General features: G+C 34.5%; 12 protein-coding genes, 1 tRNA gene and 2 pseudogenes. 7 read left to right on the top strand and 8 right to left on the bottom strand.

The annotated features are described in order from the left end of the window. Positions 1–169 precede the first annotated feature (169 nt). Positions 170–367, top strand: a complete 198-nt coding sequence (locus OZD68_RS05585; RefSeq protein WP_182309239.1) for a hypothetical protein — start codon at positions 170–172, stop codon at positions 365–367. Between the two features lie 385 nt (positions 368–752). Here the strand turns inward: OZD68_RS05585 and lon are convergent, their stop codons facing one another. From lon to OZD68_RS05560, 5 genes are all read right to left on the bottom strand, one after another. Further along, entirely contained in the window at positions 753–3,206 is a 2,454-nt protein-coding gene (gene lon / locus OZD68_RS05580) for an endopeptidase La (RefSeq protein ID WP_182309240.1), read from the bottom strand. Between the two features lie 15 nt (positions 3,207–3,221). Further along, positions 3,222–4,499: an ATP-dependent Clp protease ATP-binding subunit ClpX gene (gene clpX / locus OZD68_RS05575; protein WP_182309241.1), complete on the bottom strand. Its 1,278-nt coding sequence runs from the start codon at positions 4,497–4,499 to the stop codon at positions 3,222–3,224. Then, positions 4,499–5,125, bottom strand: a complete 627-nt coding sequence (gene clpP, locus OZD68_RS05570) for an ATP-dependent Clp endopeptidase proteolytic subunit ClpP (protein ID WP_006280254.1) — start codon at positions 5,123–5,125, stop codon at positions 4,499–4,501. Before clpP ends, clpX begins: the two co-directional genes overlap by 1 nt. An 11-nt stretch (positions 5,126–5,136) precedes the next feature. Next, positions 5,137–6,471: a trigger factor gene (gene tig, locus OZD68_RS05565; RefSeq protein WP_182309250.1), complete on the bottom strand. Its 1,335-nt coding sequence runs from the start codon at positions 6,469–6,471 to the stop codon at positions 5,137–5,139. Between the two features lie 159 nt (positions 6,472–6,630). After that, positions 6,631–6,712: transfer RNA gene (locus OZD68_RS05560), tRNA-Leu, on the bottom strand. A gap of 140 nt (positions 6,713–6,852) precedes the next feature. On the opposite strand from OZD68_RS05560, the gene OZD68_RS05555 reads away from it, so the two are divergent. Together OZD68_RS05555 and gshB are read left to right on the top strand one after the other, a co-directional pair. Further along, positions 6,853–7,449 carry a BON domain-containing protein gene (locus tag OZD68_RS05555; RefSeq protein WP_182309242.1) on the top strand — a complete coding sequence of 199 codons (597 nt, stop codon included), beginning with the start codon at positions 6,853–6,855 and terminating at the stop codon, positions 7,447–7,449. A gap of 60 nt (positions 7,450–7,509) precedes the next feature. Next, positions 7,510–8,439 carry a glutathione synthase gene (gshB, locus tag OZD68_RS05550; RefSeq protein ID WP_182309243.1) on the top strand — a complete coding sequence of 310 codons (930 nt, stop codon included), beginning with the start codon at positions 7,510–7,512 and terminating at the stop codon, positions 8,437–8,439. Here the strand turns inward: gshB and murG are convergent. Beyond that, positions 8,424–9,455: an undecaprenyldiphospho-muramoylpentapeptide beta-N-acetylglucosaminyltransferase gene (murG, locus tag OZD68_RS05545; RefSeq protein ID WP_182309244.1), complete on the bottom strand. Its 1,032-nt coding sequence runs from the start codon at positions 9,453–9,455 to the stop codon at positions 8,424–8,426. The genes gshB and murG overlap by 16 nt on opposite strands. A gap of 69 nt (positions 9,456–9,524) precedes the next feature. On the opposite strand from murG, the gene OZD68_RS05540 reads away from it, so the two are divergent. After that, positions 9,525–9,917, top strand: a complete 393-nt coding sequence (locus tag OZD68_RS05540) for a hypothetical protein (RefSeq protein WP_006279962.1) — start codon at positions 9,525–9,527, stop codon at positions 9,915–9,917. Between the two features lie 5 nt (positions 9,918–9,922). On the opposite strand, the gene lpdA is transcribed toward OZD68_RS05540, so the two are convergent. Beyond that, the gene (lpdA, locus tag OZD68_RS05535) at positions 9,923–11,296 is read right to left on the bottom strand and encodes a dihydrolipoyl dehydrogenase (RefSeq protein ID WP_182309245.1); all 1,374 of its coding nucleotides are present in this window, start codon (positions 11,294–11,296) and stop codon (positions 9,923–9,925) included. Positions 11,297–11,371: 75 nt separating this feature from the next. After that, positions 11,372–12,285, bottom strand: a pseudogene (locus OZD68_RS06815) (IS110 family transposase). A 996-nt stretch (positions 12,286–13,281) separates the two neighbouring features. Between OZD68_RS06815 and OZD68_RS05520 the strand changes: the two are divergent. The 3 genes and pseudogenes from OZD68_RS05520 to OZD68_RS06810 all read left to right on the top strand — a co-directional run. Beyond that, entirely contained in the window at positions 13,282–15,045 is a 1,764-nt protein-coding gene (locus OZD68_RS05520) for a hypothetical protein (RefSeq protein WP_220468106.1), read from the top strand. Positions 15,046–15,076: 31 nt separating this feature from the next. Further along, positions 15,077–15,283, top strand: coding sequence for a hypothetical protein (locus OZD68_RS05515; RefSeq protein WP_275009216.1), 207 nt, complete (start codon positions 15,077–15,079; stop codon positions 15,281–15,283). Positions 15,284–15,326: 43 nt separating this feature from the next. Further along, positions 15,327–15,730 (top strand): annotated as a pseudogene (locus OZD68_RS06810) (transposase); the annotation flags it as partial.

The raw sequence follows: 15,730 nt of genomic DNA, 5'->3' as shown, positions 1-15,730 counted from the left end.
GTTTATGGCTATAGCAGGCCAGTAGCATATTACGGTCTGTTCGGATTATTGTAAAAAGAGCTATAACTGTGGCATCAGCACTACCGATTGCTTTAGTTATAGCACTTCTCGCAATAGTCCGAATAGGATAAGATATGTGCTTATGGCTATGGTAGAGCAGTAGCATATTATGATCTGTTCGGATTATTGTAAAAAGAGCTATACTTCACTGAATGCACCTGCAAGTAAAAAAATGATGCACATAGTGATAATATTAAGATCTCTTACCCCATCTAGAAAGGCATACATTTTTTCTTCAGTATTGCCCTTGTATAAAACCCAACCCAAAGCTATGGCAGGAACAATGGCTACTAGTGGAGATAACTGATAAAAAGCATTTGACACGCCAAGAACAGTAAAATATATGCCGCTTCCTACAAAAAGAAATAGGAACAGTAAAATAGGCAAAAAATTTGTAAAATAAAACATACCTCAGCTCTGATAAACGCAAATCAACTATGATATAATTTATATTATTATAAACCACAGTTGGCACCTTGACCAATGTTTTTCTAGAAAGCAATCTACCAGAAAAGGTTTCCATGAAAAGGACTATTATAATATATCATCTACTTGAATTAAACTGGGAGATAGAATAAGTAAAAAATATGAATGACATAACAACAAAGCAAGTCATATCCTTATGGGACACACAAGTTGGTGGGTTTTTGCCGGATAAAAAAGAAGTGGAGATTGTATAATACCTTCTTAATCTAATGCTTCAATGTTTCCGACATAGGAAAAGTATCATCTTTATTTTCTATAGAGGAAGGCACACTATTTTGATTATCATCACCATTAATTGGAGTAGTAGGGTGCATTAAAGCAACTTTCATAACTTCATCAATATTCTTAGCAAAAACTACGTTGATCCCTTCTTTGATGCTTGCCGGAATTTCTTGCATATCTTTCTCATTTTCACTTGGTATAATCACAGTTTTGATTGATCCTCTGAGAGCTGCAAGCAATTTTTCTCTCAAGCCCCCGATAGCTAAAACTCTACCACGCAATGTCACTTCGCCTGTCATAGCAACATTTTTGTTAACTGGTATATTTGTCATAAGAGAAACAATAGACGTACATACCGCGCCGCCAGCAGAAGGGCCATCTTTTGGTACAGCACCCTCAGGTACATGCAAATGTATATCATTATTTTGGAATTTTTCGGGCTTTATACCAAAAAACAAACAATTTGATCGAATATAACTATACGCAGCTTTTATAGATTCTTGCATAACCTCCCCAAGCTTTCCTGTGTATTTTATTTCTCCCTTGCCCGGAATTAGGACCGATTCTATCATCAAAATATCACCACCTGTTTCAGTATAGGCGAGCCCAGTTACTATTCCTACTAAACTCTCATTTTCCGCAATGCCAAAGGTATATTTACGTACCCCTAAATAATCTTGTAAATTGTCAACCACTACGGATATTTTCTTATTTTTATCAGTCAATATTTCTTTAACTGCCTTTCTCATGAGCTTTGCAAGCTCCCTTTCCATACTCCGCACACCACTTTCACGTGTATATAAACGTATCAACTCGTATAACGCCTCATTAGTTACGTCCCATTCCTTCTGATACAAACCATGCTCCTTCTTTAACTTCGGAATAAGGTGGTGTGTAGCAATACTGATTTTTTCATCTTCAGTATACCCGGACAATTGTATAATTTCCATCCTATCACGCAAAGGATGTGGTAAATTTAAGCTGTTTGCCGTAGCTACAAACATTACACTTGAAAGATCAAACTCAACTTCCAAGTAATGATCCGTAAAGTGTTTATTGTGCTCAGTATCTAAAACCTCAAGTAATGCAGACGCAGGATCGCCACGCGAATCAGAACCCATCTTATCTATTTCATCAAGCAGAAAAAGCGGGTTGCATGAATTAGCTTTTTTCATGTGTTGAATGATTTTACCAGGCATTGAGCCAATATAAGTTTTCCTATGCCCTCGTATCTCGGACTCATCACGCACACCACCAAGAGCTATACGAACAAAATCTCTTCCTACTGCTCTTGCCATAGATTTAGCCAAAGAAGTTTTACCAACACCTGGCGGTCCAACTAAGCAAAGTATAGGACCTTTTATCTCTTTTACTCTTTTTAATACCGCTAAAAACTCTATTATTCTATCTTTTACTTTCTCTATGCCATAATGATTTTCATCTAAGATTTTCTTAGCTGCATTTAAGTTAATTTTTGCATCTTTGTACTTTCCCCATGGCAACTCAAGCAACCAATGCAAGTAACTAGATATAACTGTAGCTTCAGGAGAAATGGGATTCATTTTCTTGTATCTCTTCAAATCAGTTATAGCTTTCTCTCTTGCTTCCTGAGAAAGCTTTGTTTCATTTATCTTTTTTTCAAATTCATTGAGTATATTCCCTTCATCACCATTCTCAAATTCGCCTAATTCTTTCTGTATAGCTTTCAATTGCTCGTTAAGGTAGTAAACTTTCTGAGTGCTTTCAACTTGCGATTTAATTGTCTTATATAAACGGTTTTGTGCGTTCAAAATACTCATTTCTCTCTCAATAAAAGCAAAAGCTTTTTTTAAACGCTCTTCTGGGTCATAAGCCTCAAGTATGCTTTGTTTATCTGATACTTTTATATTTAAATGTGAAGCTACCGTGTCTACAAGTTGATCAATTTCTTTGATTTGATCAATGGAGTTAATGTCAACCTCGGGCTGATTTTTCTTGTTTAGCTTACACCAGCTATCGAACGCGTCTACAACAGATCGCCTTAAAGCTTCTAAGTCAATATTGTCTTCATCTTCTTTATAATGACTGTCTAACTCTACCCTGGCTTGTAATAAAGTATGAGAGCTAATATATTCTACAACTCTTCCCCTTCTTATCCCCCGGATTATAACTTTTACTGCATTGTCAGGTAATTTTATTAACGGTTGTACAATGCTTGCTAACACACCTACTTCATAAAGATCTTCAGGCTCTGGATTATCAACAGAGCCATCTTTCTGTGCTACAAGAAAAATCTCATTTTGGTGATTACTACTACTTATTGCATACTCTAGTGCATTAACAGATTTTTCTCTGCCTATGAATAAAGGCACCATTATATTTGGAAAAATTACTACATCTCTTAAAGGTAATACTGGCAATGCAGTAAAACTAGAGCTTACAGCACGTTCAATGTTCATAATATATGCCTCAAATTAATCATTAACCGTTATAACATTGCCATTGTTATTATGATTAACTGTTGCTTTTCCTAATTCTACCATTTTCTTAGTGATTACTATAGTGCTACCTTCAAAGCCTCCGTTTCCAGATGTATACATAATGTCAAGCAAAAGTGACTCCAAGATAGCACGTAACATTCTTGCACCTGTTTTGTAGCTTATAGCCTTTTTAGCAATAGCTGATATTGCTTCATCTGAAAACTCAAGGTTTACTTTGCTAAACGCAAGCAATGCTTTGTACTGTTTTATTAGTGCATTCCTTGGCTCTGTCAACACATGTATTAAATCTTCATGATCCAGCTCATCTAAAACAGCAGTTATTGGAACCCGCCCTACAAATTCGGGTATTAAACCGAATTTGATTAAATCTTCAGGTTGAACATCATGTAAAGCATTCTTTTTCTTTTGCTCTTTAGACTGACTTATATCTGCTCCAAAGCCAACTGACGTTCCCTTTTTTCTCGCTTCAATAATTTTATCGAGGCCTTCAAAAGCTCCTCCACAAATAAACAGTATGTTACTAGTATCCACTTGTATAAACTCTTGTTGTGGGTGTTTTCGCCCTCCTTGTGGCGGAACATAAGCAACTGTACCCTCCATAATCTTAAGCAGAGCTTGCTGGACCCCTTCACCTGAAACGTCACGGGTTATTGAAGTGCTTTCAGATTTTCTTGTAATCTTGTCTATTTCATCTATAAACACTATACCACGCTGTGCTTTTACAACGTCATAATTTGCAGCTTGTAATAAACGCGACAACACGCTTTCTACATCATCACCCACATAACCTGCCTCAGTTAAAGTTGTCGCATCAGCCATAGCAAATGGCACATCTGAAACTTTAGCAAGTGTTTTGGCTAGCAAAGTCTTACCAGAACCAGTGGGACCAATAAGCATTATATTTGACTTCTCGATTTCAATATCACTTATAGCATGAAATTGTACCATGGATTGACAATGGTTATACATAGCTACAGATAAAACGTGTTGCGCGTGTTCTTGACCTACAACATTCTTGCTGAGAAAGTTTTTTATATCCTCAGGTTTCTTTAGTAACAGCTTCATATCAGATATACGATCTGAATTAAAAGATCTATCTTTCTTTTGACTTATTGCTTTATGGGATAATTCTATGCACTCATTACAAATAAACACCTTTAAACCATCCGAAGAGTTAGTAATCAATTTATCTACTTCATCTTGCGCCTTGTTGCAAAAAGAACAGTAGTGTAAATCATTATTGTTATCCATTAACCCACCTTTTGTTTAACTTTAATATTTTCAATTTCAATATCTGTACGCTCAGCTATCACCCTGTCAATTAAGCCAATTTTCCTTGCTTCTTCAGGATCCATGAATTTATCTCTTTCCATCATTCCTTCAATTTTCTTCAGTGAATTTCCAGTATGTTTTTCATAAATTTGATTTAGTTTTTTCTTAACCCGCAAAATTTCATTAGCATGTATTTCTATATCAGTTGCTTGACCATGATAACCACCAGATGGCTGATGTATCATAATTCTTGAATGAGGTAGAGAGTAGCGCTTACCTTTTGTACCAGCTGCAAGCAATAAAGAACCCATAGACGCAGCTTGACCTATACATAAAGTTGAAACGTCTGGGTTTATATACTGCATTGTATCGTAGATCGACAAACCAGCAGTTACAACACCACCTGGTGAGTTGATGTACATACAAATGTCTTTATCGGGATTTTCCGATTCTAAAAATAAAAGCTGTGCTACTATTACACTGGCCATATTGTCTTCAATAGGACCTGTTACAAAAATTATTCTTTCTTTCACTAGTCTTGAATATATGTCATAAGCGCGCTCACCGCGACTAGTTTGTTCAACTACAATTGGTATAAGAGTCATACCTTTTCCTATTAAATATTATCAAATAATTCCTTTAATTCTTTCACAGAAACAATCTGCTCTTCTTTACTAACTTTTTCTATTATATAATCTGTCACTTTATACTCAAGCGCTTGCCCTCTAACTAATTCTTGAAATTGTTTATTTGATTCAAAATGCTTAAGTACTCTGTCAAATTGCACATCTTTACTGACATATTGATTTACAAGAACACCCAAAACATCATTTTGAGTTAATGATATTTTATGTTCTGCACTAAATTTCATAAATAACATAGCAAGCTTTACACGTTTTTCAGCTTCTTTACGAGAATCATTTTGAGCACCCAACTCTCCTTCCATTCTTTGTTGCTCCTGTTTTACTACGTCTGTGGGTAAATCAAAACTATAATTAGCATCCAAATAATCAAACAGCTCCTTTTTAATTAAGAGATTTCTCATTTCGGTGCACTGATCACCAATCATTTTTTTTGCATGATTTATTAGAAAAGAATAATCTTTAAACCCAATACTCTTAGCTATTTCATCATCATTTTCAAAATCTTTGGCAATTTGAATCTCATTAACTCGCACAGAAAAATCAGCTTCCTGTCCTGCAAGGGAAATGGCTTGGTAATTTTCAGGAAATTTCAACTTAAAGTTCTTTGTTTCTCCCTTTTTCATACCAGTTAATTGATCTTCAAAACCATTAATAAATGTGCCAGACCCTAAATTAACGGCAAAATCTTTGCTACTTCCACCTTGAAAGAGCTTATTCCTAATCCGCCCTTCAAAATCAATTATCAATTTATCCCCATCTTTCGCTTGATAAGAAGCATCATCAACAGAGGCAAAATTGGGGAACTTTGTTTTGATAGAATCAATAAATTCTTTTATATATTCCTCTTCAATCTTTGCTTCAATTTTCTTTAAGTTTATTTTGTCAAGATCTATCATCGGTACTTCAGGCATCGACTCAAAAGATAGCTTGTATACAAAATTGCCCTCCTCATTTTCTTTGCCCAGATCTGGTAATGATATAACATCAACCTTAGGATAAATGTGAGACTTGACTTCAATTTTTTTCATCAAATCACTTGAGCAATAATCAATTGTATTATTTATCACATATTCCAAAGCCTCGTTTTTATAATTTGCAACAACAAGGTCATAGGGCATCTTTCCAGCCCTAAATCCAGGTGATTTTGCATTTTCTGCTATCTCTTGCAACCTGGAATTTACCTTTTGTTTTATATAATCACTACCAACTGTGATTTCATACTCATACTTTAGTTTATCTATACTAAGCTCTTTGTAGGTATATACGCTACTTACTTCGACTGTATTTTGAGGTATATTATTAGACATCATAATTCATTTTATTAACATTTTAATTCATATCTTAATAGAGTCATTTTACCAGAATTTAAGTTAAACACAATCCTTAAGAACAGGTTTTTACACAAACAAAAGTGTATTTAGTGATTATAAATTTTCCCTTAAAACCTAAGTTACATGACTTTAAAGTGCGGATAGAGGGACTTGAACCCCCACGAGCAAGCTCACCAGGACCTAAACCTGGCACGTCTACCAATTCCGCCATATCCGCAAGAAATTTTCAGTACCCTATTATAGGTATTCCATTAAAAATATTCAAGATTTAAAGTCTTACTTAATTTATGGTATTTACACAATCAAAAAAGCTTATTAACATTTCTTAATGAAAGCTCTAAACCCTGAAAATCAATAATGAGATTAATAACAAGCTTCTTACTCGCAATTTTTTTGATGACACAAAGTGGTTGCACAACCCTTATAATAGGTGGTGTGGTGGCTACAGCGACAGCAACAGCAATAACAATGCAGGACAAATCCTTGGGAAATATCATTGATGATACGACTATGGTCATCAGAATTAATAAGGGGCTCTTAAAACATGGGCTATTTTCATCCATAAAGGTTAAAGTAAGTGAAGGAAGAGTATTGCTCATTGGAAGTGTTGACACTCCTGAAAAACAACTTACAGCAGAAAAAATAGCTTGGCAGCAAAAAGAAATTAAAGAAGTGATAAATGAAATAAGAGTAATACCAATTCAAATGGCTTCCATGCTAGACACCACTGTAGATGGCATGATAACAGCGGAAATAAGAACAAGACTCCTGGGAAAAAGAAATATTAAGTCAATTAATTATAGCGTTAATACGGTTGATAGAGTTGTTTATTTGATGGGTATAGCCCAAAATAAAGCGGAATTAAAAGCTGTAATAGCAATTGCAAGAAAAGTAAAGGGAGTAAAACAAGTTGTAAGTTATGTACGATATAGGTACAGTAAGTTACGCCATTAGGCAAAAATCGCTTTCAAATTATAACATTTGTACAATTGTGACAATAGGTAGAGAACATAAATGAAAGTTGCCTTTCAGATGGATGAAAATATAAATTTTGAAACTGACACTACATTCGTGCTAATAAAGGAAGCACAAAGGAGGAAGCACGAAGTTTTTGTCTATGCTCCTAACAATTTAGCACTAAAGCTAAACCATCCAATTGCTCTGGCTCGGAAAGTCAGCGTTGATGATTTTAGTTTTATCTCTAAAGAGGATGTAGCAACCAACTTGAATGAAATGGACATCATATTTATCAGACAGGATCCACCCTTTGATATGCGTTATATTACAACAACATATATCTTGGAAAAAACCAGCGCATTGGTAATTAACAATCCAACAGAAATAAGAAATTGTCCTGAAAAATTGATAACTTCATTATTTCCAGAGCTAATTCCGCCAACTTTGATTACTGAAAATATATCAATGATTAGAGATTTCTACTACAACTATCAAGATATTATTCTGAAGCCATTGTATAGTTATGGAGGAAACGATGTGATAAGAATACAAGATGAGAATAGTATTCAAGTAGTAGTGGATCTCATGATAGCAAAATACGAATGCCCTGTGATTGCACAATCATTTTGTAAAAACATAGATAAAGATAAAAGAATATTGCTACTTTATGGCCAACCAATTGGTGTAATGAAACGAATTCCAAAAATCAGTGGAGAGATCAGAACAAACATGCGACTTGGAGCAAGTTTTGAGCCCGCTCAAATGAACGATAGAAACAGTGAAATATGTAACAAAATTGGTCCTGAATTAAAGAAAAGAGGGCTAATATTTGTTGGTATTGATATTATAGATGACTTCCTGCTCGAAATTAACACAACTTCACCCACGGGAGTAGTTTATATCAATAAATTGTATAATATATCGCTAGAAAAGGATCTTTGGGACGTGTTTGAAGAAAAAGCAAGCAGCCATCAACTAAACCTGTGAACAATCACCTTAACAAACTTAGTAGTCCCATTCTTTATCCCTGTTTTTTCTGTACTATTGGTCATATCACGCAATTTTTGAGAATTATTTAATAGATCAAATAGTACCTCTGTTAGATTTTTTTTTGCTTCACTATTCTGCTTAACTATTATAGCTGCTCTCGAGTCTTCAATATATTTTGCGTTATAAAATTGGTGATTATCTTTTGAGTAAGGGTAAGGAATATATATAGCAGAACGCCTAGCAAGAGTGATCTCTGCTATTGAAGTTGCTCCTGCTCTGCTAATTACCAAGTGAGCATTGGCCAGTCTATTCTCCATATCATCAAAAAATTCACTCAATTCACAATCGATCTTTTCACTTTTGTATAGACTTTTGACCTTGTTTAAATTTTTCTTCGTACATTGCTGCGTCACTCTAATTTTCTTTTTCATTTTAATAGGTAAATCACAAATTACGCTGCTTACTACATCATCAAAAAAATCTGCACCTTGGCTGCCTGCTATGACCAATATATTTAGGATTTTCTCAGTGCTAGAATGGCTCTGTGCTTTTATATCAACAAAATTTCCTGTAAAAATACATTTATTGCACTCTGCATATTTAGTCTCCGGAAAGCTGGTTGCAATTAATTTTGCACTCTTGAAAAAGAATCTATTTACTCTCCCTAAAACTGTGTTTTGTTCATGTAAAATTATAGGTATAGAAAGAACTCTTGCTGCAAGAAGAGTTGGAAAAGAAGCATAGCTACCAAAACCAATGACCGATTTTGGTTTTAATTTTCTTACTTGATACAGTGCTAACATAGAGCTGTATATCAAGAAAAGGAAAAACTTAAATTTGTTGCTGCTTGGTTTACATAATGGCAAGGTGTAGTTTCCCACGTCAGTATTTTTATTTGTTTTTTTATCAGTAAATACTATGCAACTATATCCTTGTGCCTTTAGTGCTCTTGCTAAAGTTATAGCTGGAAAAATGTGTCCGCCTGTGCCACCTGTTGCTAAAATAATATCCATCTGTAAATAATAAATCCTAGATTGTTAACTGTTATTTAACAATTTGCACGTAGAATTTTATTAAGCGTTATGATAGTTGAGTTAAAAATGCCTAAAAGTAATAGTAAAAAAGAACCTAATGAGAAAAATAAACCTCAAGAACAAAGAGAAGGCAGAAGCGGAGGTTTTTTAGAACTGCTAAAAAATATAATAAAAATTCTTTTCAATTCGGTCGTTGACCTACCTGAGCACGAGCAGCATAATAAAATGAAAAGCACTAATCTACAACAAGGTTTGGATACTAAAGGAAAAGGCCCAGAAGATCTTCATCCAAAGGCAAAGCTTGAAGTTAAAGAAGCAGCTAAGGGATTGAAAGAAGAGTTACAGAATTCTGATGCTGGTGGTAATCAATCTATTGAAACTAAAGTGCCTAATCAAACTACTACTCAAGACATTGACAACTCTAAAACGATGGAACGTTAGTTCAACTATTTAACATCTGCAGCAAGCACTGATTCATGTATCATCTCTGAAATGGTTGGATGAGGAAAAATCGTAGATTTTATGTCGAAGTCTGTTCCTTCTAGTTGCTTTGCAAGAGCAAAATTGCTAATTAACTCCGTTACTTCTGCACCTATCATGTGGCTACCCAGAATTTCTCCGGTTTTTTTATCTATAATCGTTTTCACTAACCCTTCAGTTTCACTGAGTGCAACAGACTTACCATTAAAGTTAGAGTGAAATTTTCCTATTTTTATATCATACCCACCTTTTATTGCCTGTTCCTCAGTAAGGCCGATGCTCGCTATTTGTGGATGAGAATAAGTGCAATTTGGTATGCATTCTTTTTTTAACGCATGAGCATTTTTACCAGCAATCTTCTCAATGCAGATCACGGATTCATGGCTCGCTTTATGTGCTAAACATGGTGGGCCAGCTACATCACCTATTGCATACACATTTGATTCACTAGTTTCATACCATTCATTCGTTTCAATAAAGCCAGAAGGGCTTAATTTAATTTTTGTATTTTCTAAACCTATATTTTCAATATTTGCTTGAATTCCAACCGCAACAATCACTCTCTCAAATTCTTTGCTCTCACCACTACTTAGTAGCACTTGAGCAGAGTCTTTACTTTTAGTAAGAGCTTTTACGCTACTGCTTGTATATATTTCTATCCCCTGTTTTGTGAATATTTCTTGTGCTAAATCTGAAATGTCCTTATCCTCCAGCGGCAAAATAGTGCTCTTTATCTCTATGATTGTTACATCAACACCCAAAGTACTATAAAAACTTGCAAATTCTATTCCAATTGCACCAGACCCTATAATTAGTAGCGATTTTGGTAATCTCTCTGGAGTCATAGCGTGCTGCGCATTCCATATTAAATCTCCATCTGCCTCTATTCCAGGCAGATTCCGTGCCCTCACGCCTGTTGCTAAAATGATATGCTTGGAAACAATTTCTTGTTCTTCCTTATCGCTAACGACTTTTATAGTACCATTGCCTGCAAGTTTACCAAAACCTTGATGAACTTTGATATTATTTTTTTTCATCAAATATGCAACACCGCTTGACAATTTATCAACAACGTTTCTTGAGTATTTCACTATTGATTGCATATCAAAATTCGCTCCCTTTACTTCTATACCAAACTCTTTTGATCTTTTTATTAGCCTATAAACCTCAGATGCTCTAAGCAGTGATTTTGTTGGTATACATCCCCAATTTAAGCATATACCGCCTAAATTTTTTTCTTTTTCCACAATTGCAGTTTTAAACCCAAGCTGTGCCGCCCTAATTGCCGCTATATAACCACCAGGACCGCTACCTATAACCGTAATATCATACTCATTCATCAGTTTTCTTCGTATTCAAAAAGATTATATATAACAGATGGAACCCATACAATCAATGGTCTGTCATCTACCGTCTTAAGAGTCAAGATAAAAGTTGTTATTTTTTATCATGGCATTTAAACAAACGATAATTTTTCTCATGACAGCAACTAATGCAACCTTAGCAGCTTTGCCAGAATCAACCAAACGCTGATAAAACGCTTTCATTTTTCTGTTGTGCCGCATAGCAACAAGAGCTGACATGTATAGTGCTTTCCTTGCATAAAACCTGCCTCCTTTGATTTGAGCTTTGCCAACTTTTCTTCCACTTTCACTAGTTTTAGGTGCAACTCCAACTAAGCATGCAATTTCTCTATTCTCTAATCTACCAAGCTCAGGCACCTCTGTCAGTAGAACGCTCGCCGTCTTTGATCCAATACCTTTATAGCTGATTAAAAGCTCATTTTTTCCTTTCAATTCAGCTATTGCGTCTTCTATGTCTTGCCTAATTTCTTTCAATTGTTTTTCAGCAAACCCTATCTGTCTTTCTATGTATTCTCTAGCTTTTCCCGTCGCACTTTGCAGGCGACACTTGTTTGCATGAATTGCATCATTTAAATTACGCTCAACTGCCCCCAGCTCCTTTAATTCCTCTTGCTTTTGTGAAATTATACATCCTTTTACTTCACCGTCTTTACTGACAAATTCAGCGTATTTTTCCAGTAATTTAGCATATAACTTGTCAGTTTTTGCAAAATGATTGCAAGCTTTGGCAAATGCATATACCCGATTCGGGTGAGCTTTATGGACAGTTATCTTGCAACAATTTTATAATGAGCTTTTCATAGCCACCAGCTTACACATAACTTGATGGGTAAATCGACTATATTTGTTTCTATAAACTTAGATATAGCATCACTCACGTTTGCTATGCGCTTATGCTTGCCATTAATTGAGATGTCCAATGCTTCCTTGGAAACATCTACTCCCATGAAAATTATTCTAGCCATTTTTGTACCTATAAATATAATCAAACAATAATGCAAAATGCTGTATACAGGATTGTAATTCTATCTTTTAGATCCACCTACCGTTCGTACTACATTTTGCTTTAAGCCTTACTATTACCCACAAATAAAAACATAGTATTGTATTTACTCAAATAATTTAATTTTATTAACCTGAAAGCTTATTAGATTAAAATTATTAAACTAAGAGTTATAATTTTAGCAACTAAAAGCTGTAAATTGCACCATATAAACAGTTATTTCAAGCAAAAGTTATGCCATTAAGAGCTATGCAACAAACATTTATATTTGTGGGTAATAGTAAGATCTATAGCCTTTCTTATAATAGTCCGAATGCGATAAGATATGTGTTTATGGCTATAGCAGGCCAGTAGCATATTACGGTCTGTTCGGATTATTGTAAAAAGAGCTATAAATCCGATAGAGCATTGTTGGCACACCATCAAAAGTCGCCTCAGACCTCTAATGCATCAATGTACAAACTTACACCTTTTAGTTGGTAATACCATTTTAGACGTTTATCATTCGTTTTAGAAAATACTATAGTAGCGGAATGACGAATTTTTGTTTTTCAAATTGTCAGTAAATCTAAGTCAGTTTAGCTATGTAAAACATAGTATAAAAAGAGCTATTTTAGCAAAATTTTAAACAAATAAAGTTAATTACTTCACAATTGATACCTTACGAGAAAAGCACATTTGATACAGATTTAAAATACAAGTTAACGAATTATTATGATTTTTACCAAGATAATAATATAGTAAGGTTTGGTAGTGAGGTATCAAAATGGAAAAATACACCAACGCATGGTTTAATAAGAAAGATAATCATGATTGTGCAAATGATGGCACTTGAGGGCAATCTATAAAGGATTTTAGGATTGGTAATTCTGATATTTCTTTTTTTGATAGTAACAAAAACTTAATTGCCAAAGTACCTAAACTACCAAAGTATTCTAGGGATAAATATGGGCATCAATTGTATAAGGAAGCTGAGTCAAAGCAGTTCAATTATTTTTCCACAAATATACATGATGTTTTGTCTAACAGCTTTACCGTTAAATACGGGTATATAAATTGTACTATAAAATACGACAACTTATCTGAGCAGGAACAAAACCAAATAGAAACAGACATTAAAACTGCCTATGAAGCATTTAAAGAAAAGTTTTGCTTGAAAAATAGTAATGCAAGTTACAATATAACGGTTCACATTTTTAATAATAGAAGCGATTATACAAAGTATAACAATCTTCTCGGCATAGATGAAGATGGTGGTCCAGGATATATTACACGAGGAGTAACAGATTGTCAGAATATTCTGACATATAAGCAAAGTGCCATGGATTTTGTTCTAGGTCATGAGCTAGGCCACATATTTCAATTGCGTTTTTCACCATCGGCAACAGTCCAAACTTTGAATATTCTGGATACTGAACTCATAGCGAATGTCATTGGACGAGAGGTAGAAGAAAAAAATTATAAAGCTATTTGCAAGCAGATGGGTGTAGATGAATATGAAGGCCATGGATGGATGTTTAAATTTAAGTATAAAGGTACACTTTATAAATATCACAAGAACCTTTCAGAAGAAGAAAAATTTAAAGCTATACAAAATGTCAAGAATATTCGTGAACTAGTAGATGAATATGAAGATCATGGATGGATGTTTAAATTCAAATATAAAGATACAACTGGTAGTATATACCTCAAGGACCTTTCAGAAGATGAAAAATTTCAAATTATACAACGTGTCAAGAATTCTGGACTAGATGAATATGAAGACCATGGATGGATATTTAGTTTTAAATGCAAAGGCACCACTTATAACGTAAGATACAAGTACTTTTCAGAAGAAGAAAAATTTCAATTTATCAAAGACATTAAGAACTCTCATGAATCGCTCGTTAGTGAATGTGATGGATTGGGGAATGAGAATACAGTTTTATCGATTCACGTTGATGAAAATAAGGAGATAAGTCGAATGTATTTTCGAAACTCCGACAAAAATATATTCAAACAGCTAGATAAGACACTTATAAGCAGAAGTAAGTCTGAAGAAGAGGTAAATGAAAACCGCACGAATCCAGAGCCAGAAGAAGAACAAAAAGGTGATGACTACACAGAGGTTACAGGAATGTTGCAATTTAAGTACAAAGGGACCAATTATGCTATACAACACAGAGGTTACCTTTTAGTAGAAGAAGAAAAACTTCGATTGATTCAAGATATAAAGAACTCTCATGAATCGCTCGTTAGTGAACGTTATAGATTAAATGAAGGGTCATTAAGTCAGAATGCAACTGTAGTAATTTTTGTTGATGAAAACAAGGACATAGAGAAAATGTATTTTCATAATCCAGACAAGAATATGTCCAAATGGTTAGATAAGACACTCATAAGCAGAAGTAAGCCTGAACAAGATGTGGATGACACAGCAGGAAAAGAGCCTGAACCAGAATCAGCCGAAGAGGATACTCAGCAACCCAGTAATTTCTTATCCAATATTTTTTCAGCAATTAAATCCATTATTGATTCTATCTCATCACTCTTTTCATGGTTATTTGGGTCGAAAGAGAAAGAGTCTAATCAACAATCTGATGATAATCCTTCTTTGTTTAAGCTCGATGCTAATGAGTTAGATCACGAAGTTAAGCCTGATGCCAATGAGTTAGGTCACGATGTTAGAGATCACTTATCAGACAATTATAACCATTACAACTCATCTGATGGGCCAATGTAATATAGCTAATTTACAGTATCTGTTCAGATGCATGGCTAATGTACAAATATTGAAACAAAAATTCCAGTGCCCCTGTGATGTCATTCCAGTGCTTGACACTGGAATCCAGCATTTCACGCAATCCCATCAAGAACGTTGTATTTTACATAACACTTTTATGCTTACCAACTTAATAAAATTCCTGGATCCCAGTGGGCTTTGTTGCATCGCTCAAGTGAAAAGAACTGGCAGTTACTGACAAAATTCATTATAAATAGCCATTTAACTGTTGAAGAAAAAATATGCCACAAAAAATGAGAGTCAGTAACTGCCATGAATATAACAAATTTCTCCAAGAAAGAGGAAGCATTTTTTATTATATCAATGACGCCATAGAAAATTGGTACGAGAATTGTCCAAAAATGCAGGGCGGCAACTATATTTATAGTGATAAAGTTGTGATTTTGGTGCATATAATCGTCAGTTTCTTTAGAATTGGTTTAAGACAAACAGTCGGGTTTATAAAAGGGTATTTGTAACAAATAGGAAGAGATTTGGCAGTTATCAGCTATTCACAAGCATCAAGAAGGTTTAAGAAACTTAATATTAAGATAAATGATTGCAGAATTGATAAAAATAATATGGAAGATATCGAAATTGCTATAGACAGTACAGGAATTAGTATATACAACAACACACAGCAAGG

This window comes from Wolbachia endosymbiont of Drosophila bicornuta, assembly GCF_028982105.1.
GTDB lineage: Bacteria > Pseudomonadota > Alphaproteobacteria > Rickettsiales > Anaplasmataceae > Wolbachia > Wolbachia pipientis.
The sequence above is the reverse complement of the archived record's forward strand: the minus strand, read 5'-3'. Positions and strand labels throughout refer to the sequence as shown.

Coding starts and splice junctions, on each gene's coding strand:
- OZD68_RS05585 (WP_182309239.1), top strand. CDS start 170: ATGATCTGTTCGGATTATTGTAAAAAGAGCTATACTTCACTGAATGCA.
- lon (WP_182309240.1), bottom strand. CDS start 3,206: ATGAACATTGAACGTGCTGTAAGCTCTAGTTTTACTGCATTGCCAGTA.
- clpX (WP_182309241.1), bottom strand. CDS start 4,499: ATGGATAACAATAATGATTTACACTACTGTTCTTTTTGCAACAAGGCG.
- clpP (WP_006280254.1), bottom strand. CDS start 5,125: ATGACTCTTATACCAATTGTAGTTGAACAAACTAGTCGCGGTGAGCGC.
- tig (WP_182309250.1), bottom strand. CDS start 6,471: ATGTCTAATAATATACCTCAAAATACAGTCGAAGTAAGTAGCGTATAT.
- OZD68_RS05555 (WP_182309242.1), top strand. CDS start 6,853: ATGAGATTAATAACAAGCTTCTTACTCGCAATTTTTTTGATGACACAA.
- gshB (WP_182309243.1), top strand. CDS start 7,510: ATGAAAGTTGCCTTTCAGATGGATGAAAATATAAATTTTGAAACTGAC.
- murG (WP_182309244.1), bottom strand. CDS start 9,455: ATGGATATTATTTTAGCAACAGGTGGCACAGGCGGACACATTTTTCCA.
- OZD68_RS05540 (WP_006279962.1), top strand. CDS start 9,525: ATGATAGTTGAGTTAAAAATGCCTAAAAGTAATAGTAAAAAAGAACCT.
- lpdA (WP_182309245.1), bottom strand. CDS start 11,296: ATGAATGAGTATGATATTACGGTTATAGGTAGCGGTCCTGGTGGTTAT.
- OZD68_RS05515 (WP_275009216.1), top strand. CDS start 15,077: ATGGCTAATGTACAAATATTGAAACAAAAATTCCAGTGCCCCTGTGAT.